General features: G+C 71.6%; 13 protein-coding genes. 8 read left to right on the top strand and 5 right to left on the bottom strand.

Translation table 11 applies throughout. The annotated features are described in order from the left end of the window. The first annotated feature begins 272 nt into the window (after positions 1-272). Together G3I78_RS34335 and G3I78_RS34330 are read left to right on the top strand one after the other, a co-directional pair. The gene (locus G3I78_RS34335) at positions 273-4,550 is read left to right on the top strand and encodes a HAMP domain-containing protein (protein WP_164431921.1); all 4,278 of its coding nucleotides are present in this window, start codon (positions 273-275) and stop codon (positions 4,548-4,550) included. Positions 4,551-4,608: 58 nt separating this feature from the next. After that, the gene (locus tag G3I78_RS34330; RefSeq protein ID WP_164431919.1) at positions 4,609-7,020 is read left to right on the top strand and encodes a SpoIIE family protein phosphatase; all 2,412 of its coding nucleotides are present in this window, start codon (positions 4,609-4,611) and stop codon (positions 7,018-7,020) included. Between the two features lie 15 nt (positions 7,021-7,035). On the opposite strand, the gene G3I78_RS34325 is transcribed toward G3I78_RS34330, so the two are convergent. Beyond that, positions 7,036-7,632 carry a TetR/AcrR family transcriptional regulator gene (locus G3I78_RS34325; protein ID WP_164431917.1) on the bottom strand — a complete coding sequence of 199 codons (597 nt, stop codon included), beginning with the start codon at positions 7,630-7,632 and terminating at the stop codon, positions 7,036-7,038. Positions 7,633-7,753: 121 nt separating this feature from the next. Between G3I78_RS34325 and G3I78_RS34320 the strand changes: the two genes are divergently transcribed. From G3I78_RS34320 to G3I78_RS34305, 4 genes are all read left to right on the top strand, one after another. Continuing rightward, complete coding sequence (locus tag G3I78_RS34320; RefSeq protein ID WP_164431915.1) at positions 7,754-8,656, top strand: NAD(P)-dependent oxidoreductase; 903 nt, start codon at positions 7,754-7,756, stop codon at positions 8,654-8,656. Positions 8,657-8,782: 126 nt separating this feature from the next. After that, positions 8,783-10,030: an EfeM/EfeO family lipoprotein gene (locus tag G3I78_RS34315; protein ID WP_343243929.1), complete on the top strand. Its 1,248-nt coding sequence runs from the start codon at positions 8,783-8,785 to the stop codon at positions 10,028-10,030. Then, entirely contained in the window at positions 10,027-11,256 is a 1,230-nt protein-coding gene (gene efeB / locus G3I78_RS34310) for an iron uptake transporter deferrochelatase/peroxidase subunit (RefSeq protein ID WP_164431913.1), read from the top strand. The genes G3I78_RS34315 and efeB overlap by 4 nt, the downstream gene beginning before the upstream one ends. Before the next feature lie 177 nt (positions 11,257-11,433). Beyond that, the gene (locus G3I78_RS34305; protein WP_164431911.1) at positions 11,434-13,284 is read left to right on the top strand and encodes an alkaline phosphatase family protein; all 1,851 of its coding nucleotides are present in this window, start codon (positions 11,434-11,436) and stop codon (positions 13,282-13,284) included. 102 nt (positions 13,285-13,386) lie between these two features. Here G3I78_RS34305 and G3I78_RS34300 read toward each other — a convergent pair whose 3' ends face one another. After that, on the bottom strand, positions 13,387-13,977 hold the full coding sequence (locus G3I78_RS34300; RefSeq protein WP_164431909.1) for a phosphatase PAP2 family protein: 591 nt from the start codon (positions 13,975-13,977) through the stop codon (positions 13,387-13,389). Continuing rightward, positions 13,970-15,385, bottom strand: coding sequence for a diacylglycerol kinase family protein (locus tag G3I78_RS34295; RefSeq protein ID WP_239158212.1), 1,416 nt, complete (start codon positions 15,383-15,385; stop codon positions 13,970-13,972). Before G3I78_RS34295 ends, G3I78_RS34300 begins: the two co-directional genes overlap by 8 nt. A 267-nt stretch (positions 15,386-15,652) precedes the next feature. Here G3I78_RS34295 and G3I78_RS34290 point away from each other — a divergent pair, with 267 nt between their 5' ends. Beyond that, the gene (locus G3I78_RS34290; RefSeq protein WP_164431907.1) at positions 15,653-16,162 is read left to right on the top strand and encodes a GIY-YIG nuclease family protein; all 510 of its coding nucleotides are present in this window, start codon (positions 15,653-15,655) and stop codon (positions 16,160-16,162) included. A gap of 3 nt (positions 16,163-16,165) precedes the next feature. Here G3I78_RS34290 and htpG read toward each other — a convergent pair whose 3' ends face one another. Beyond that, entirely contained in the window at positions 16,166-18,073 is a 1,908-nt protein-coding gene (gene htpG / locus G3I78_RS34285; RefSeq protein WP_164431905.1) for a molecular chaperone HtpG, read from the bottom strand. Positions 18,074-18,240: 167 nt separating this feature from the next. On the opposite strand from htpG, the gene G3I78_RS34280 reads away from it, so the two are divergent. Further along, complete coding sequence (locus G3I78_RS34280; RefSeq protein WP_343243928.1) at positions 18,241-19,602, top strand: RICIN domain-containing protein; 1,362 nt, start codon at positions 18,241-18,243, stop codon at positions 19,600-19,602. Between the two features lie 18 nt (positions 19,603-19,620). Here G3I78_RS34280 and G3I78_RS34275 read toward each other — a convergent pair whose 3' ends face one another. Further along, on the bottom strand, positions 19,621-20,394 hold the full coding sequence (locus G3I78_RS34275; protein WP_239158211.1) for a DUF4097 family beta strand repeat-containing protein: 774 nt from the start codon (positions 20,392-20,394) through the stop codon (positions 19,621-19,623). Between the last annotated feature and the right edge of the window lie 33 nt (positions 20,395-20,427).

Here is a 20,427-nt window from a genome sequence, read left to right as displayed (position 1 = left end):
CCGCGCCTGTCCTGAACCGGAGCACGGAAAACCGCTCCGAGTACCCTGGATCACGTCCGCCATGCCATGTTCGTGGCACTGTTTTTCACCGTGCGAAACCGCTCCCACGAGCCTTTGATCGCCGCTCCGCAACTGGGTTAACCTTCGACCGATTTCTCATCGGGCAGCTTCGTGGGGTACGGAATTGCCGCTGGTGAGCGGGCCCTTCGCGGGGCCGGCGCGGTTCCGAGTCCTCGGGGTGAGGGCTCTTGGGGAGCGGAACGAGGGTGCGCATGAGCAGCACGTCGACGGACGCCCGGGAGAAGGCTCCGGGTGAGCAGGAGCTACGGCAGTTGCTGGCCGGGCTGACCGCGGTGCGCGACGGTGACTTCGGCACCCGGCTGCCGTCCGACGGACAGGGTCTGCTGGGCGACATCGCCACGGTCTTCAACGGCATGGTCGATCAGCTGTCCGTGTTCACGTCCGAGGTCACGCGCGTGGCCCGCGAGGTGGGCACCGAGGGCACGCTGGGCGGGCAGGCCGAGGTGCCGGGGGTCTCGGGCACCTGGGCGGACCTCACCGACTCTGTCAACGCGATGGCGGGCAACCTGACCACGCAGGTCCGTGACATCGCCCAGGTGGCGACCGCGGTGGCCAAGGGCGATCTGTCCCAGAAGATCGACGTGCCGGCGCGCGGGGAGATCCTTCAGCTGAAGGAGACCGTCAACACGATGGTCGATCAGCTGTCGGCGTTCGCCGACGAAGTCACCCGCGTCGCCCGCGAGGTCGGCAGCGAGGGGCGGCTCGGCGGGCAGGCGCAGGTGCCCGGGGTGGGCGGGGTCTGGCGGGACCTGACCGATTCGGTCAACTTCATGGCGGGAAACCTGACGTCCCAGGTCCGCAATGTCGCCCAGGTGACGACGGCGGTGGCGCAGGGCGACCTCTCCCAGAAGATCACCGTCGACGCCCGCGGCGAGATCCTCGAACTCAAGAACACCATCAACACCATGGTCGACCAGCTCTCCGCCTTCGCCGACGAAGTCACCCGCGTCGCCCGCGAAGTCGGCACCGAGGGGAGGCTGGGCGGGCAGGCCGACGTGAAGGGCGTCAAGGGCACTTGGCGTGACCTCACCGACTCCGTGAACTTCATGGGCGGCAACCTCACCGCGCAGGTCCGCAACGTCGCCCAGGTGGCGACCGCGGTCGCGCAGGGCGACCTCTCCCAGAAGATCACCGTCGACGCCCGCGGCGAGATCCTCGAACTCAAGAACACCATCAACACCATGGTCGACCAGCTCTCCGCCTTCGCCGACGAAGTCACCCGCGTCGCCCGCGAAGTCGGCACGGAGGGCAACCTCGGCGGGCAGGCGATCGTGCGGGGCGTGTCGGGGACCTGGAAGGATCTCACCGACAACGTCAACGTGATGGCGTCGAACCTGACCGGGCAGGTCCGCTCGATCGCCCAGGTGGCCACCGCCGTGGCCCGCGGTGACCTCTCGCAGAAGATCACCGTCGAGGCCAAGGGTGAGGTCGCCGCGCTGGCGGACGTCATCAACACAATGGTCGACACGCTGTCCGCGTTCGCCGACGAGGTCACCCGCGTCGCCCGCGAGGTCGGCACCGAGGGACGCCTCGGCGGCCAGGCGCACGTGCCGAACGTGGCCGGCACCTGGAAGGACCTCACCGACAACGTCAACTCGATGGCCAACAACCTCACCGGGCAGGTCCGCAACATCGCCCTGGTGACGACCGCGGTGGCCAACGGCGACCTGTCGAAGAAGATCGATGTCGACGCCCGCGGCGAGATCCTGGAGCTGAAGACGACCATCAACACGATGGTCGACCAGCTGTCGTCGTTCGCCGCCGAGGTCACCCGGGTGGCCCGCGAGGTCGGCAGCGAGGGCCGGCTCGGCGGACAGGCCGAGGTCGAGGGCGTCGAGGGCACCTGGAAGCGGCTGACGGAGAACGTCAACGAACTGGCCGGGAACCTCACCCGGCAGGTCCGCGCCATCGCCGAGGTCACCAGTGCCGTCGCCGAGGGCGACCTGACCCGCTCCATCACGGTGGAGGCCTCCGGCGAGGTCGCCGACCTCAAGGACAACATCAACTCCATGGTGGAGTCCCTGCGCGAGACCACCCGGGCCAACCAGGAGCAGGACTGGCTCAAGACCAACCTGGCGCGGATCTCCAGCCTGATGCAGGGCCACCGCGATCTGCCGGTGGTCGCCGAGCTGATCATGGACGAGCTCACACCGCTGGTCTCGGCCCAGTACGGCGCCTTCTACCTGGCGGAGGACACCGAGCGCGGGCCCGAACTGCGGCTGGTGGGGTCGTACGGCTATCCCGACGACGAGGAGCGGCCCACGCGGATCCCGGTCGGCCGTTCGCTGGTCGGCCAGGCCGCGCGCAACCGCCGTACCGTCACCGTGGAGGAGCTGCCCGAGGGGTACGTCACCATCTCCTCCGGTCTCGGGCAGGTGTCGCCCACCGCTCTGGTGGTGCTGCCGATCGTGGTCGAGGAGCAGGTCCTCGGGGTGATCGAGCTGGCGTCCGTCGCCCGCTTCACGCAGATCCACCAGGACTTCCTGGCGCAGCTGATGCCGACGATCGGCGTCAACCTGAACACCATCGTGGCCAACGTGCGCACCGACGAACTGCTCGACGAGTCGCAGCGGCTGACCGGTGAACTCCAGGCCCGCTCCGAGGAGTTGCAGGTCCAGCAGGACGAACTCCAGCGCTCCAACGCCGAGCTGGAGGAGAAGGCCTCGCTGCTGGCCTCGCAGAACCGGGACATCGAGGCGAAGAACCTCCAGATCGAGCAGGCGCGGCAGGAGCTGGAGACCCGGGCGCAGCAGTTGTCGCTGGCCTCGAAGTACAAGTCGGAGTTCCTGGCCAACATGAGCCACGAGCTGCGCACCCCGCTCAACAGCCTGCTGATCCTGGCCCAGTTGCTGGCGCAGAACCCCTCGCGCAACCTCACCCCGAAGCAGGTCGAGTACGCGGGCATCATCCACTCGGCGGGCTCGGACCTGCTCCAGCTCATCAACGACATCCTGGACCTCTCCAAGGTCGAGGCGGGCAAGATGGACGTCGCCCCGGAGCGGGTGCCGCTGCGCAAGCTGCTGGAGTACGTCGAGGCCACGTTCCGGCCGATGACGACGCAGAAGAGCCTGGAGTTCACGGTGGCCACCGCCCCCGGTACGCCGGTCGACCTGCTCACGGACGACTCGCGGCTGCGGCAGATCCTGCGCAACCTGCTGTCGAACGCGGTGAAGTTCACCGAGCAGGGCGGGGTGGAGCTGAGGATCGAGCCCGCCGCCGACCGGGAGGTGCCGCCGGGCGTGTACCGGGGCGGGCCGGTCGTGGCGTTCCGGGTCAAGGACACCGGTATCGGCATTCCGCAGCAGCAACTGGAGACGATCTTCGGGGCGTTCCAGCAGGCCGACGGGACGACCAGCCGCAAGTACGGGGGCACGGGCCTCGGTCTGTCCATCACCCGGGAGATCGCCCAGCTGCTGGGCGGCGCGGTCACCGTCGACAGCACTCCCGGCCAGGGCAGTACGTTCACGCTCCATCTGCCGGTCGCCCGGGCCGACTTCGAGGAGCTGCTGGAGAGCGGTGGCCGGCCGGTGGAGCTGCCGTACTCCCCCGACGAGTCCGAGGCGCCCTCGGCGGCCCGTCCGCCCGTCGCCGGGCCCGCGCCCGCCCAGGAGCAGCGCAGGCGCCGTCTGCTGGTCATCGAGGAGCGGCCGCGCGGGCTGCTCACGCTCGTCGCCGAGCGGGCGGTCGCGGACATCACGTACGACTCCGGTGACCGGCACGGCTCGATCGACATCATCACGGCCGTCGGGGCCCAGGAGGCGGCGAGCACGCTGGCGGCCGACCCGTGCCACTGCGTCGTCCTGGAACTCGGCATCCCGCACGACGAGGGCGCCGACTTCCTCCAGGCGATGGGCGGCGACTCGGCGCTGGCCAGTGTGCCCGTCCTGGTGCACACCGGGCATCACATCAACCTGGCCCAGGAGCAGGGGCTGCGGGCCCTGGCGGGCGACCGGCCGCTGGACTTCCTGTCCAGTCTGGACGAGTTGCGGGAGCGCATCACCCTGCATCTGTCCGCCGAGCAGCCGGGCGACGTGCTGTCGCTGGTGCGTCCTGAGGAGTCGCAGCGGCCCGCCGCGCAGGTGGTGGACGACTCGTTCCTCGGCCGGACGGTGCTGGTGGTCGACGACGACGCGCGCAACCTCTTCGCGCTCAGCGGGGTGCTGGAGCTGCACGGCTTCCAGGTGCTGCACGCGGACAACGGCCGCAAGGGCATCGAGATGCTGCTGGCCCATCCCGACGTCTCGCTGGTCCTGATGGACGTGATGATGCCGGAGATGGACGGCTACGCCGCCACCTCGGAGATCCGGGCGATGGCCCAGTACGCGGAGCTGCCGATCATCACGGTCACCGCGAAGGCGATGCCGGGCGACCAGGAGAAGAGCCTGGCGTCGGGTGCGAACGACTACATCACCAAGCCCGTCGACACGGACGACCTCATCGGCCGCGTCCGGCGCTGGCTGCCCGGGTGAGGGGGCGGCGAGACCGTCAGCCGTTCGCGTGTCGTCCCAGCCGAGGAACAGGCCCATCGTGAGTGATCTCCGCCAGCCGCCCGAACCGCAGGGCACCCGCCAGGGAGCACCGCCCGGTGCCGCCGACGGAAACGACGGCACCGGGCAGCCGTCCCCCGTGGGCAGGCTGGCGGCGACCGTGGAGCGGCTGCGCCGAGAGGTGCGGGCGGCGCAGGCCGAGGCGGACGGGCGGGCGCTGATCGAACTGGCCAAGGGCATCCTGGTCGAGCGGCTGGGCTGCGGTCCCGCGCAGGCCGCGCGGCAGCTGACCGAGCTCGCCGAGCAGGCCGGGGTGACGCCCCTGGAGTTCGCCGTGGAGGTCATCAACCAGGCCTCGCGCGACCGGCTGTCGGAGGTGACCAGCGCCTTCCTCGCCGCCACCGCGGGCTCTCCGGACGCCGACTCCGCCGTACGGCTGCGTGCCGCCGAGAGCGGGGCGCTGGCCGCCCACGACACCCAGGCCGTCGCCGACTCGCTGCTGGAGCACGCGCTGACCCCGCTGGGCGCGGAGGCGGTCGCCATCTGGGCGCTGGGGGCCGACGGCTCGCTCACCCTGGCGGGCTGTGCCGGGTTCTCCGCCGCGGAGGCCGGTCGCTGGCGGCACGTCCCACCGGGCGTGACCACCGTGGCCCGCCGCGGGCTGGCCGAGCGGACCGGTCAGTGGATCCACAGCCTGTCCGAGACCGGCCTGCCGTCCATCGGCCAGCACCACCACGGCGCCGGCGGCCGGGTCGCCGTACCGGCCGGGACCGGCGGGCGGATCCACGGCGTCCTGGAGATCGCCTGGCCCGCGCCGCTGGAGCCCACTCCCCCGCCGATCGTCCGGCAGATCGAGGCCCTGGCCGAGCTGTGCGGGCACACCCTGGAGAGCTGCGCCCTGGACCGCCGCGACGGCGACACGGGACCGCGGATGGTGCCGGACGTCACGGAGCTGATGGACCTGGCCGACGGGCTGCACGACCCGGCCCTGGTGCTGGTGCCGCATCTGGACGCCGACGGGCATCTCGTCGACTTCCGCATCCACCACGTCAACAGCCGCTTCCTGGACCCCGCGGGGCGGCCGCGCGGGGTGGTCAGCGGGGCGCTGCTGCTTGAGGCGTATCCGATGGCCGCCGGGCACAGTGAGCTGTTCGAGCGGATCGAGCGCGTCTACGCCACCGGCGAGCCCTTCCGCACCCGCCGGATGCGGCTCACCGCGCTGGTGGACGACGTTCCGCTGGCGGCGGTCGCCGACATCAACATCAGCCGGCACGGGGGCAGTGTCCTGCTCATCTGGCGGGTCGAGGACGAGACGGCCCGGCTGGCGAGCCTGCTCCAGCACGCCCAGCGCCTGGGCCGCATCGGCGGTTTCGAGGAGAACGTCCTCACCGGCGAGATCACCTGGAACGGCCAGCTCTACCATCTCTACGGCAAGCCGTCCTCGGGCGCCCCCGTGGCGCTGGTGGACCTGCCCGCGCACGCCCATCCCGACGACGCCGTGGCCATCGGCCGGTTCCTGCGCACCCTGCTGCACCACCGGCGGCCCGCGTTCACCGCGTTCCGGCTGCTGCGCCCCGACGGGATCACCCGGCACATCCGGGTGGTGGCCGAGCCGGTGCTCGACTCGGACGGCCGGCTGTACGTCGTACGCGGCGCCTACCAGGACATCTCCGCCCACCACTGGACGGAGGTCGCCCTGGCCGCGACCCGCGACCAGCTCGCGCACACCGAGCAGCAGGCCAGCGAACGCAACCGGCTGACCCTTCAGTTGCAGCACGCCATCATGCCGCCCGCGCAGGCGCCGCTGGCGGTTCCGGGGCTGGACGTGGCGGTGCGCTACCGGCCCGCGGAGACCCAGCATCTGGTCGGCGGCGACTGGTACGACGCGGTCGTGCTGCCGTCCCGGCTGGTGCTGCTGTGCGTGGGCGACGTCGCCGGGCACGGCATCGAGGCGGCCACCAGCATGGTCGTGCTGCGCAACGCGCTGCGGGGACTCGCGGTGACCGGGGCCGGGCCCGGGCAGCTGCTGTCGTGGCTCAACATGGTGGCCCACCATCTGACCGGCGCGGTCACCGCCACCGCGGTCTGCGGCCTGTACGACCCCGAGAGCAACACCCTGCGCTGGGCGCGGGCCGGGCATCTGCCGCCAGTGCTGGTGCGCGGCTCGGAGGCGGCGCCGCTGCCGCTGGTGAAGGGGCTGCTGCTGGGGGCCGTACCGGAGGCGGTGTACGAGGAGCACGAGGTCCAGCTGGCCGTGGACGACACGCTGCTGATGTACACGGACGGGCTGATCGAACGCCGGGACCGGTCCGTGGAGGAGTCCCTGGCGCAGCTGCTGGCGCTCGCGCGTGCGGTTCCGCCCGCGCTGGACCAGCAGTTGGACGGTCTGCTCACGCACAGCAGGTCCGACACGGACGACGACACCTGCATCGTGGGCATCCGCGTGGCCTGAATCGCCCCGCCGGGGTCAGGTGTCCCGGCGTACGGCCGCGTCGAGGAGGGGGGCGAGTTCGCGGGCCACGGTGGTCAGCGGGCGTACGTCCCGCTCGGCGCGGGCCAGGAGGATCGCGCCCTCCAGGGCGCTCACCATGAGGGTGGCCAGCGCGGCGGCCCGTTCCTCGGGCACGTCCATGTCGGTCAGGGCGCGGGCCACCGGGCCGGTCCAGGTGGTGAACGCCGCCGCCGCGGCCCGGCGCGTGGACGGGCTGGACTCGGCGCGGTCCACCGTGGCGGCGGCGACGGGGCAGCCACCCGCGAAGCCGGTGGTCTCGTACTCGTCGGTCCACTGGCGCACCATCCGGGCGAACAGGCCGCCGGGGGTCGGCTCCGGCAGGTCCGATAGGAAGCGGGCCACCCGGTTGCCCGCGTACCGGCCCGCCCACTCCACGGCCTCGTCGACCAGCTGGTCCTTGCCGCCGGGGAAGTAGTGCTGGAGCGAGCCGCGCGGTGCGCCGGCGTGCGCGGCGACCTCGCGCATGCCGGTGGCGGCGACGCCGTCGCGCCGGATGAGCTGGGCCGCGCTGAAGACCATCCGTTCGCGCGCTCCCCGTTCGGGCGCCGTCATCGCCGACCTCCTGGTCCGGTGGTGTGGGGTCCAGTCTATGACCGCTGTCATAGACTGGAGCCGCTATGACCGCTGTCATAGTGCGCGGAAATGATGTCAGAGCGGGAGAAGGCGGTACCTCGTGAACGTGGGATTCATCGGTCTCGGCACCATGGGGCAGCCCATGGCCCTCAATCTCGCCCGCGCCGGGACGCCGCTCGTGGTCTGGAACCGCTCCCCTGGCCGGTGCGAGCCCCTGCGCTCCGCCGGGGCCGAGGTCGCCGCGCTCCCCGCCGAGGTCTTCGAGCGGGCAGGGACGGTGATCCTGATGCTGGCCGACGAGGCCGCCGTGGACGCCGTGCTGGGGCGTGGCACGCCGGAGTTCGCCGCCCGCGTCGCCGGACACACGGTCGTCCACATGGGCACGACCTCGGCGGAGTTCTCCGCCGGTCTCCAGGACGCCGTCCGGGCGGCGGGCGGACGGTACGCGGAGGTTCCCGTCTCCGGGTCCCGGATCCCCGCCGAGCAAGGGGAACTCGTGGGGATGACCGCCGGGGACGCGGACGCCGTCGCGGCCGTACGTCCGCTGCTCGCCGCCATGTGCCGGGAGACGTTCGACTGCGGCGCGGTACCGGGCGCGCTGCTGATGAAGTTCTCCGTGAACCTCTTCCTGATCACCCTGGTCACCGGGCTGACCGAGGCGTTCCACTTCGCGGACCGGCACGGCCTCGACCAGGGCCTGCTCCGGGACGTCCTGGACGCGGGACCGATGGCGAGTGCCGTCTCGCGGGTGAAGGGAGCCAAGCTGCTGGCCCGCGACTTCGCCGTGCAGGCCGCCGCCGACAACGTGCTGGAGAACAACCGCCTGATCGCCGAGGCCGCCCGCAAGGCCGGTCTGGCCTCTCCCCTGCTCGACGTCTGCCACGCCCTGTACGGCGAGGCCGTCGAGCAGGGCCACGGCGGCGCGGACATGGTGGCCGTGCTGCGCGCCCTGGAGACGCGCACCGGCGCCCCGGCCTCGACGCCCCTCGCGCGCCGAGAGTGAACTGCCGACGAATTCTGGCTTTTCCTCCGGTCAGGACCTGGTCAGGAAGGCGGTTTCCGGCCCTGCGGGGTGCTTAGCATCGGCAGCGCAAGCGATGCATCCCGTACGACCCACTGGAGCCCCGGCGTGTCCCCACCCGAGCCCGGAGCCGTGACCGCCGCGCCCGTCCCGCTCCTGCGACGGCGCCCCGTGCTGCTCACGGCCGCCGTACTCGTCGTGGCCGCGGCGGTGACGGCGGGCGTGGTGGTCACCCGGGACCCCGGTGAGGGCAGGGGCGTGCGGTCGGTCGCCTCCGACGGGCTGCGCCACACCACCGTCGACGTGGGCACGAGCGGCTGCGGACACGGCTGGACCCACGCGGCGGCGGGACGCCAGGTCTTCGACCTGCGCAACACCTCCGCCACGGCGGCCGAGGCGTATCTCACCGACGCCCGGACCGGTGCGGTCTACGGCGAGGTCGAGGGCCTGGGTCCCGGCACCACCCGGCCGCTTCAGGTGACCCTCGGCGACGGCTCCTACGCCTTCAAGTGCCTGCCCGACGACGCCGACGCCGTCACCGGGCCCACCGTGCGGATCACCGGCGGCGGGGGCGTGAAGAGCGGTCCGGCCGCGATGCCCGTCACCCAGCAGGAACTCATCCCGCCCACCCTCGCCTACCAGAAGTGGATCCAGGCCCGCACCGTCGAACTGGCCCGCAGGACCGATGTGCTGCGCGCCGCCGTCGACCGCGGTGACCTGGCCGCCGCGCGTGCCGCCTGGCTGCCCGCGCACCTGGTGTACGAGCGGATGGGCGCCGCCTACGGCACCTTCGGGGACGCCGACGGGGAGATCAACGGCACCACGGCCGGGCTGCCGGACGGGGTGCGCGATCCGGGTTTCGCCGGGTTCCACCGGGTCGAGTACGGGCTGTGGCACGGCGAGTCCGCGAGCGGTCTGCGCGGACCGGCCGACCGTCTGGCCGAGGCCGTGCACGCCTTGCGGGACAGCTGGCCCGACCAGCGGATGGACCCGGCCGACGTCGGCCTGCGGGCGCACGAGATCCTGGAGAACACCGTGCAGTTCGAGCTGACCGGCCGTACCGACTACGGCAGCGGCACCAACCTCGCCACCGCCCGCGCCAACCTCGACGGCACCCGGGCCCTGCTCGGTTACCTGCGCCCGCTGCTGAAGACCCGCGCCGCCGGGCTGACCGGGATCGACACCTGGACGGACCGCGCCCAGCACACCCTGGACGCCTTCGACCACGGCGGCCACTGGACCCCGCTCGCCCGATTGACACGCAGCCAGCGGGAGAAGGTCGACGCCGACCTGAGCGAACTCGTGGAGCGGCTGGCCGAGGTCGCCGCCCTGACCGACGTACGGAGAACCGCGTGACATCCGCGAAGCAGGTGGGCCGCCGGGGATTCCTGGCGGGAGCGGCCGCCGTGGCAGGTACGGGGCTGGTGGCGGCCGCCGCCCCCGAGAACGCAGACAGCGCCGGTGGCGCCGGGAGCGACACTCAGGGCGTGCCCTTCCACGGCCCCCACCAGGCCGGCATCCTCACCCCGGCACAGCGCGCCACGGCGTTCGTGTCCTTCGACGCGACGGCGGACGGCCGTGCCGAACTGACCGACCTGCTGCGCACGGTCACCGAGCGGGCCCGCTTCCTGACCGCCGGAGGCACCCCGGACGCCCTCGGCATCACCGCCCCGCCGGCCGACTCCGGAACCCTCGGCCCGCAGATCCCCGCCGACCGGCTGAGCGTCACCGTCGGCGTCGGCGCCTCCCTCTTCGACGACCGCTACGGTCTGGCCGCCCGCAAGCCGCACCGGCTCACCGCCATGCCGTCCTTCCCCGACGACGACCTCGACGCGGCCTGGTGCCACGGCGATCTCAGCGTGCAGCTGTGCGCCGACAACACCGACACCGTGCTGCACGCCCTGCGCGACCTCACCAGGCACACGCGCGGCGGGATGCAGGTGCGCTGGCGGATGGACGGGTTCGTCAGCCCCTCGCGGCCGTCCGGGGCCCCGCGCAACCACCTGGGGTTCAAGGACGGCATCGCCAACCCCGAGGTGACCGACGGCCGTGCGATGGACCGGCTGGTGTGGGTGGGCACGGGCGGCGGGGAGCCGGACTGGGCGGTCGGCGGCAGCTACCAGGTCGTACGGCTGATCCGGATGCTGGTGGAGTTCTGGGACCGCGTCTCGATCACCGAGCAGGAGCGGATGTTCGGGCGCGCCCGGGACACCGGGGCGCCCCTGGACGGCCGGCACGAGAAGGACGAGCCGCGGTACGCGCAGGATCCGCAGGGTGACGTGATCCCGCTGGACAGCCATATCCGGCTCGCCAACCCGCGCACCGGCGCCACCGACGAGCAGCGCATCCTGCGCCGGGGCTACAACTACGACCGGGGCACGGACGGCAACGGCAACCTCGACATGGGGCTGGTGTTCTGCTGCTACCAGCAGGATCCGGCCCGGCAGTTCGAGACCGTGCAGAAGCGGCTGGCCGGTGAACCGCTGGTCGACTACATCTCGCCGTTCGGAGGCGGCTACTTCTTCGCGCTGCCCGGGGTGCGGGACGCCTCCGACTGGCTGGGACGCGCCCTCATGGCCTGACACCGCCTCTTCGATACCAGTCAAGAACGGCTCAAAATCCCATGAGATTTTCCTGACCGAACATTCGCTCGCGCGTCATCGCCTCTGCCCTGAGCTGCCGTCACCATGGCCGAGGGTTCCGGCAGCAGCCCCTTCCCGTGCTCCCTGCAAACGTGCTCCCTGGAAAGGCAACACAGCATGATCGGCTCCACCACAGCAAGAACCGTGGGTGCCCTGCTCGGCGCCCTCGTCGTCGCGGCGGCGGGCGCCGTGCCCGCCTCTGCGGCCCCCGCACACCACAGCCCCTCGGCCGCGCGGACCGCGACGCCGATCAAGCACATGGTGGTCATCTACGACGAGAACATCTCCTTCGACCACTACTTCGCCACCTACCCCAAGGCGACCGGAACCGACGGCACGAAGTTCACCGCGGCCAAGCACACCCCGAAGGCGAACAACCTTCTCAACGCCGGGCTGCTGAAGAAGAACCCGAACCTGTACACCCCGAAGCGACTGGCCAGTTCACAGGCGGTGACCTGCGACCAGAACCACTCCTACGGCCCCGAGCAGTACGCGGCGAACGGCGGCAAGGCCGACAAGTACGTCGAGAACACCGAGGTCAACAAGTGCACCGGGCTGTTCGGCGAGCCCGGCCTGGTGATGGACTACTACGACGGCAACACCGTCACCGCGCTGTGGAACTACGCGCAGAACTACTCGCTGAACGACCGCTCCTTCAGTTCGGTCTACGGCCCCTCCACGCCCGGTGCCCTCAACCTGATCTCCGGTCAGACGCACGGCGTGATCTCCACCGACCCGTCCTCCGGCACGGAGCACCCGAAGCAGACGACCACGCCGGACTCGTACGCGGTGATCTCGCCGAACGCCAAGGGCGTCGGCACGGTCGTCAACGACCCCGACCCGGCCTACGACGACTGCGCGGACAAGGACCACACCAGCACCAGCGCGCTCGCCGCGATGCAGGGCAAGAACATCGGTGACCTGCTCAACTCCAAGGGCGTGAGCTGGGGTTGGTTCCAGGGCGGCTTCCGGCCCAGCACCGCGTGGGACGGCAAGCAGAGCGACTACGCCAAGTGCGACACCACGCACGCCAACGTGGGCGGCGCGGCGGCCGTCGACTACAGCCCGCACCACAACCCGTTCGCCTACTACAAGTCGACGGCGAACCCGCACCACCTCGCGCCCAAGAGCGTCGCCGAGATCGGCCACAGCGGGCGCGCCAACCACAACTACGACCTGAGCGACTTCGACGCCGCGGTCAAGGCCGGGAACCTGCCCGCCGTGAGCTTCCTGAAGGCCGGTGAGTACCAGGACGGCCACGCGGGCTACTCCGACCCGATCGACGAGCAGCACTTCCTCGTCAAGGAGATCAACGCCCTCCAGCAGTCGCCGGAGTGGAAGTCCACCGCGGTCGTGCTCGCCTACGACGACTCCGACGGCTGGTACGACCACGTCACCTCCAAGGTCCTCAACGGCTCCAAGGACTCGACCGTCGGCTCCAACGGCAAGGCCCTCGACAGCCCCGCCTGCCAGTCAGGGCACGCCGCCGCGAGCGGTTACGCGGACCGCTGCGGACCGGGCACCCGGCAGCCGCTGCTGGTCATCTCCCCCTACAGCAAGGTGAATTCGATCGACCACACCGCCACCGAGCAGGCGTCGATCACCCGGTTCATCGAGAACAACTGGCGCACCGGCCGCATCGGCGACGCCTCCTTCGACCAGCGGGCGGGCAGCCTGACCGGCATGTTCGACTTCCGGCACCCCAACGACAAGCAGGTGCTGCTGAACTCCGACGGCTCGGTCAAGTCGGTCAAGCGGATCCCGCACTACTCCCAGGCGGCCTCGGCCACCTCGGACAGGACGCCGTACGCGCCCTACGTCGCGGACCTCAAGGCGCAGAACGTCGCCGACACCGGCAGCACCTCCCCCGCCCTGCCGATCGTCCTCGGGGCCGGTCTCCTCACCGCCGCGGCCACGACCACGGTGTTCACCCTGCGCCGTCGCAGGACCTGCACGGCGACGAGCTGAGCGGATCGTCGGGCCCGGCCCGACACGAGCGAGCGCCCCGCACCCGGCTCCAGTGACCGGGTGCGGGGCGCTCGCTCGTCCGTGCCGCGAGCCGTGCCCGGCTCAGGCGCTCCTGGCCGAGCCCCGCCGGCCGGCCGCCGCGAGGACCGCGGCCGCCGCTCCGGTGCCCAGTACGGCGCCCGCGACCACGTCGCCCGGGTAGTGGACGCCGGTGTGGATCCGGGAGTAACCCACCGCGCAGGCCAGCAGGCCCAGCGGGACCGTGGCGACGGGGAGCGTGGGACCCACGGCGGCCGCGAAGGCGACCGCGGACGCGGTGTGGCCCGAGGGGAAGGACGCGGACTTCGGCATGGGCACGTGCCGTCCCGGGAACGGGGAGTCCTCGGCGCGGTGCGGCCGGGTGCGGCGGACCAGGCGCTTGCCGAGCAGGTTGGCGCTCGCGGAGGCGACCCCGATGGCCGCGACGCCGAGGAGGCCGGCGCGCCGGGGGCGGCCGGGGCACAGGGCGAGCAGTCCGGCGACCGTGAAGGAGATCTTGGAGTGGTCCGCCGCGGCGGACAGCCGCCGCAGGGCATGGTCCAGGGTGGGGGTCCGGGTGACCGTCACGGCCTCGTACAGCGCCTGGTCGAGGGCGGCGAGATCGCGCAACAGCTCTCGGGGGGCCAGTTGTTGCGGCTGCGGTCGGTCAAGCATCGCTCTGCTCCTGGTTCTTGGCGGTCGGACGGGGGGTTCGGTGGAGGGCCAGGCGGACGACCCGGCGCCAGTCCACGGAGGGCGCGATGTAGGGCGCGCCGGGACGGTGTCTCGGTACCCGCATCCGCAGCGCTCGCGGTCGTACGGCGCAGACGACGGGCTGGGGCAGTTGCAGTGCCTCGCCGTCCACCGCGACGGGGATCGTCTCCGTGTCGGCCTCGACGGTCACGCGACGCGAGGTCAACGACGTTATCCCGCTGGCCCGTTCGCCCAGCAGGGCGAGTTCGGCGGCCTGGGCCGCGCCCTCGATGCGCACGCTGAGCACGCCGAGTTCGCCTCCGTCCAGGCGTGATCTGCGGCCGACGCCGAGGGGGTCGGCCAGCACGTAGGGGTTGTTGCTCACCAGCAGGGCCTGCGGGGCCTGGAGCCGCTGGTCGTCCGCCGTGGCCGTCAGGCGCGCGCCCGCGCCGCCCGCCAGCAGGTCGGGGAGCCGGTCGAGCGTGGTGACCGTCTTGGCGTCGCGGTACTCGGGGTTCTGCACGATCTCCGCGTAGGTGCCGAAGGAGACGGTGTTGACGAAGGGCCGGCCGGCCACGTCGCCCAGGTCGACCCGGATCTCGACGCCGTCCGACAGGGCGTCGAGGCCGCTCGTCGGGTCGTCGCGGTCGAGGCCCAGGTCCATCGCGAAGTGGTTGCGGGTCCCGGCGGCCAGCACCATGAACGGCACGTCGTGCTCGGCGGCCACCCCCGCCACCAGGGCCTGTGTGCCGTCGCCGCCCGCCACCCCGAGCAGGTCGGCGCCCTCCGCGACGGCCTGGCGTGCCAGTGCCGCCGGGTCGGGGCTGCTGTCGAGGTCGAGGAGGATCACCCGGGCGCCCAGGGCCTCGGCGCGCTCGGCCAGTCCGTGCTTGCCGACCTTGCCGCCGCCCGACTTCGGGTTCATGATCAGCACCGGTCTGCGGGGCGGCCGGGCGGAGTGGGAGTGCATGCCGCGCGGGGCCCGGAGGCGGCGCAGCGCGCTGCGGGCGCAGCCCAGTGCCGCCACCCACAGTCCCAGTGCGGCCGCCGCGAAGGGCCAGAGTCCGGAGACGGCGTACAGGACGAGGACGGCGACGGGTGCGGCCAGTGCCAGCAGGGCGCCGCACAGGCGTGCCACGCCCCGGTGGGCCAGCGCCCACCACAGGCCCGCCCCTGCGAGGGCGAGGCCCACCAGGCCCAGGAGCAGGAGCAGCCACTGTCCTGCGGACACCACCGCCGCGACCACACCGGCCAGACAGAGCAGTGCCAGCCGGGCCAGGGTGTGTGCCTCGGTGCCGGAGTCGTCCGGCTGTGCCTCGTTCTTCGTTCGGGTCGCATTCATGATGCTGCGGGCGACCTCCCAGGGCTCCGTGGCAGCTGTGCGAGCCATCGGCCTCCTGGCAGATCCGGGCCCTGCCCTGCCACTCCCCTCCATGGTCACCGCGGCCCGCTGGTCCGGTACCCCGGATCGTGTCCCCGAGGCCGGTGACGTGGCGACGTCGTGTGCCGGGGGTCGGTCGCCCAACGATCTCACGCGTCCGCCGGGCACGGCACGGCGGACGCGGCACTGATCGACTTCGCCGCTCCACCACCGGCTTCGGGGCCGGTGTCGGACCCGCGTGGGAGCGTGGAAGCGGGAGGGGAAGGAGGCCGTGTCATGGGAGACGCCGACGCACGGTTCCTGCGCGGTCTGTTCGACGAGGAGGGCAGCCTGCACGCGGCGGGCCGGACCGCGCTGTACCGGTTGTACGGCCTGGAGGGCCTGCTGTACGTCGGGATCTCGACCTGTCCGCTGACGCGGGTGCGCACCCATCTGCGGGAGCAGCGCTGGCGGTCCCAGGTGATCGGGATCCGGATCGACTATCCCGACGACGCCGAGGCGGCCGAGCGGGAGGCCGTGTGGTCCGAACGGCCCCGGTACAACGTCGTCTTCAACGGCCGCCGCCCGCCGCCGCCCCCGGACCGCGCGGCCCGGCTCAGGGCCGAGCTCGCCGCGGAGCGGAGACGGCTGGCGGAACTGGAGGCGGCCGTGCCGGAGTCGGCGGCTCACCTGCGGCTCATCACACGCGGGATCAGGGCGAAGAGGGCCAGGATCGCGCGGCTGGCCGAGGCGGCCGAGGACGCGTCGCACCGTCGTACGGACCGGGGCGGACCGGCCACGTCCTGAGCGTCACTCGGACCGCAGGGTGTGTTCCAGGCGCTCGGCGACCAGCTTCACGAAGCGCGCGGGCTCCTTGGGCTGGCCCCCCTCCGCCAGGACGGCGAGCCCGTACAGCAGCTCCGCGCTCTCGCCGAGGCCGGTGCGGTCCTCCTGCTCGTCGTAGGACCGGTTCAGGCCCTGGACGAGCGGGTGGTCGGGGTTGAGCTCCAGGATGCGCTTGGTGGTCGGGACCTCCTGGCCCATCGCCCGGTACATCTGCTCCAGCGCGGGCGTCAGGTCGTGGGCGTCGGAGACCACGCAGGCCGGGGAGACGGTGAGCCGGGTGGACAGGCGGACGTCCTTCACGTCCTCCTTCAGGTGCTCCGTCATCCAGCCCAGCAGTCCTGCGTACGACTCGGTCCGCTTCTCCCGTTCGGCGTCGGCCTCCTCGTCGTCCTCGGCGCCGAGGTCGATCTCGCCCTTGGCGACGGACCGCAGCCGCTTGCCCTCGAACTCGCCCACGGCGTCGACCCACACCTCGTCGACGGGGTCGGTGAGCAGCAGGACCTCGACGCCCTTCGCGGCGAACGCCTCCATGTGCGGGGAGTTCGCGATGCTCTGCCGGGACTCGCCGGTCAGGTAGTAGATGTCGTCCTGGCCGTCCCGCATCCGCTCGACGTACTCCTGGAGCGTGGTCGGCTCGTCCTCGGCACGGGTGCTGGCGAAGGACGCGACGGCGAGGAGGGCGTCGCGGTTGCCGGAGTCGCTGATCAGCCCCTCCTTGAGCACGGCGCCGAACTCCCGCCAGAACGTGGCGTACTTGTCGGTGTCGTCGCTCTTCATCCGCTTGACCGTGGCGAGGACCTTCTTGGTCAGCCGCCGCTGGATCATCTGAATGTGCCGGTCCTGCTGGAGAATCTCGCGGGAGACGTTGAGCGAGAGGTCCTGCGCGTCCACGACGCCCTTGACGAAGCGGAGGTACTGCGGCAGCAGCGCCTCGCAGTCGTCCATGATGAGCACGCGCCGGACGTAGAGCTGGAGGCCGCGCCGGAAGTCCCGGGTGAACAGGTCCTGCGGGGCGTGCTCCGGGAGGAAGAGCAGGGCCTGGTACTCGAAGGTCCCCTCGGCCTGGAGGCGGATCGTCTCCAGCGGGTCGCGCCAGTCGTGGCCGACGTGCTTGTACAGCTCGTGGTACTCGTCGTCGGAGACCTCCTCGCGCGAGCGCGCCCACAGGGCCTTCATCGAGTTGAGGGTCTCGGCGTCGGGCGTCTCCTGGCCCTCGCCGGCCTTCGGGAAGTGCCGGATCGGCCAGGTGATGAAGTCGGAGTACCGCTTGACGATCTCCTTGACCTTCCACACCGAGGTGTAGTCGTGCAGCTGGTTGTCGGGGTCGGCCGGCTTGAGGTGGAGGGTGACGGAGGTGCCCTGCGGGGCGTCGTCGACGCTCTCCAGGGTGTACGTCCCCTCGCCGCGCGAGGACCAGCGGGTGCCCTTGCTCTCGCCCGCCTGCCGGGTCACCAGGGTCATCTCGTCGGCGACCATGAAGCCGGAGTAGAAGCCGACGCCGAACTGCCCGATGAGCCCCTCGGCCCCGGCGCCGTCCTGGGCCTCCTTCAGCTCCTTCAGGAAGGCGGCCGTGCCGGAGTTGGCGATGGTGCCGATGAGCCTGCCGACCTCTTCGTACGACATCCCGATGCCGTTGTCCCGGACGGTGAGCGTCCGGGCGTCCGGGTCGAGTTCGATCTCGATGTGGAGGTCGGAGGTGTCGGCGTCGAGGCTGTCGTCCCGCAGCGCGGCCAGACGCAGCTTGTCGAGCGCGTCGGAGGCGTTGGAGACGAGCTCCCTCAGGAAGACGTCCTTGTTCGAGTAGACCGAGTGGATCATCAGCTGGAGCAACTGACGGGCCTCTACCTGGAACTCAAACGTTTCGGTCGGCATGGTGGGCGTGTCCCTCGCAGATCACTGAGTCGCCGGATCAGATCAGAGTCACTCTAGGACAACGGACCGGGAGTTCATGTCCGGGGACTGGCGCACCTCACGTCCCACCCGGTATGTCATGCCACTGACATCATCGGCACTCCGTGCCGGAGTGAAGGGATACCCCCGTGCACCTGCGCCCTCTGCGCGTCCTGGTCTGCTCCACCGCCCTCGCCCTGTCCGCGCCCGCCCTGCTCCCGGGCACGGCCGCCGCGGCGGTGCCCGTCTCCTCGGTCTATCTCCAGAACTACGCCACCGGTCTCAACACGGCCGACAGCGGCGGTACCGTCGCCGCCCACAATCCCAAGGGCAACGAGGACCATCAGCAGTGGACGCCGGTCTCGGTCGACGGCGGCTATCAGCTGCGGAACTCCGACGAGTCCGGCAGATGCCTCGGCCGCAGCGGCACCTCGGCGGTCACCGCGGCCTGCGGCGCGGACGGCACCACCTGGTCCGTCACCGCCGGCGCGAACAGCACGTACACCGTCTCCGTGCCGGGCACCTCGCAGTACCTCACCGGCTCCTCCTCGGACTCCGCGGCCGTGCAGCTGGGTTCGTCCGGTGACCTGGCCCGCTGGTATCTCACCCCGGTCTCCTACGCCACCTCGGCGATGCCCTCCGCGGACACCCGGACGCTGGACCAGGTGACCTTCCTGACCGCGCACAACGCCTTCGCCAACGGGGCCGACGGGAACTTCGCCTCCTTCCCGGTCAGTCTGTTCCCCAACCAGAACTACGGTGTCAGCCGTCAACTGGCCGACGGGGTCCGCGGGTTCATGCTCGACGACTACACCGTGAACGGACAGGCGGTGCTCTGCCACAACAGCTGCGACGGGGTCGGCAGCCCGGTGCCGCTGGCCACCGACCTCCAGCGCATGGTCGACTTCCTCAAGGCGAACCCCGGTCAGTTCGTCACCGTGTTCCTGGAGGACTACGCCTCCTCCGACGTGCTGAAGTCCTCGCTCGCCTCGGTGAGCGGACTGTCCGACGTGCTGTACCGGCCCGACCAGGAGGGCGTGGCCACCAAGGGCTGGCCCACGATGGCCGACCTGGCCGCGCGCGGCAAGCAGCTGCTGATCTTCAGCGACCGGACGCGGGCGAGCGACACCTCCAGTGGATGGTCCACGCGGGACACCTTCGGGGTGATGTACCAGCGTGAGTGGACCGTCGAGAACTACTGGTCCATGGGCGGCGGCATCGGCGGCTCCGACTGGTCCTGCTACAGCCGGTGGGGCACCGGCAGGCCGCTCACCACGGACTCGTCGGCCTTCCACCCGCTGTTCGTGATGAACCACTTCCGGGACTACACGATCGGCTCCACCGTCGAGACCGACAACGGCAAGCTCCAGAACCGCGCGCAGAACTTCTGCACGCCGGCCGCCCGCAAGAAGCCCAACTACCTGGCGGTGGACCGCTACGACCTCGGCTCCCCCAGCCCGCTCACCACGGTGGGCGCGCTCAACACCTACGTCCTCGCGCCGGGGCAGTGACGAGCGGACCCGCCGGGGTCACTCCCGGCGGGCCGCGACGTCTCCGTTGACCGTGGTGAGCGTCATGCCGTGGTCGCGGTCGGCGCCGCGGGTGGGCAGGGCGGTCGTGGCGCGGCCGTTGTCCGTGGTGGCGGTGACCCGGTAGGCGGGGCTGTCGTGCGCGACGGTGACCTCGACCGAGCCGTTGACGGTCGTCGCGGTCACGGCCGACGGTACGGCCGCGCAGCCCACAGTCACGTCGCCGTTGACCGTGGCGGCGTGCACCCGGTCCGCCGCCACGCCCGTGGCGCGCACCGAGCCGTTGCGGGTGGCGAGCCGTACGGTGCCGTGGCCGGAGCCGGAACGGGTCGCCGTCACATCGCCGTTGACGGTGGTGACGTCCAGGGCGCCGTCGACGCCCGCCACGTCGACACCGGCGTTGCGCGCGGTGACCGTGACGTCCACGCCGTCGGGGACGTCGACGTACGGCATGCGGGGGCAGTCGCCGTCGCAGGACAGGTCGAGGGTGCGGACGTCGTCGCGGTAGGACCAGTGCGCGTCGACGCGGTGGTCGACGGTCACGTCGTGGCCGTCGGCCGGGCGCAGCCGTACGCCGTTGTCCGTGGCGATCAGCAGGTGGTCTCCGGGGGCCTGCGTACGGAGTGCTCCCTCGGCCCGAGGGCCGCCGGAGTCCGTGTCGTGGCCGCCGCCGCACGCCCCTGCGAGGGGCAGCAGCGACAGGGTCACGATCAGGCGCGTCAGGCGCCGGCTCGGCTTCATGCCCGGACGGGTGCCCCGGGTCGCCGCAGCCATGACAGCGCGGCGGCAGCGGTACCGCCTTCGTCC

The sequence above is a fragment of the Streptomyces sp. SID13726 genome, assembly GCF_010548375.1.
Taxonomy (GTDB): domain Bacteria; phylum Actinomycetota; class Actinomycetes; order Streptomycetales; family Streptomycetaceae; genus Streptomyces.
The sequence above is the reverse complement of the archived record's forward strand: the minus strand, read 5'-3'. Positions and strand labels throughout refer to the sequence as shown.

Bases quoted from the DNA above. Each gene is read 5' to 3' on its own strand.
- G3I78_RS34335 (WP_164431921.1), top strand. From the start codon at position 273: ATGAGCAGCACGTCGACGGACGCCCGGGAGAAGGCTCCGGGTGAGCAG.
- G3I78_RS34325 (WP_164431917.1), bottom strand. From the start codon at position 7,632: ATGACGGCGCCCGAACGGGGAGCGCGCGAACGGATGGTCTTCAGCGCG.
- G3I78_RS34305 (WP_164431911.1), top strand. From the start codon at position 11,434: ATGATCGGCTCCACCACAGCAAGAACCGTGGGTGCCCTGCTCGGCGCC.
- G3I78_RS34300 (WP_164431909.1), bottom strand. From the start codon at position 13,977: ATGCTTGACCGACCGCAGCCGCAACAACTGGCCCCCCGAGAGCTGTTG.
- G3I78_RS34295 (WP_239158212.1), bottom strand. From the start codon at position 15,385: ATGGCTCGCACAGCTGCCACGGAGCCCTGGGAGGTCGCCCGCAGCATC.
- G3I78_RS34290 (WP_164431907.1), top strand. From the start codon at position 15,653: ATGGGAGACGCCGACGCACGGTTCCTGCGCGGTCTGTTCGACGAGGAG.
- htpG (WP_164431905.1), bottom strand. From the start codon at position 18,073: ATGCCGACCGAAACGTTTGAGTTCCAGGTAGAGGCCCGTCAGTTGCTC.
- G3I78_RS34275 (WP_239158211.1), bottom strand. From the start codon at position 20,394: ATGGCTGCGGCGACCCGGGGCACCCGTCCGGGCATGAAGCCGAGCCGG.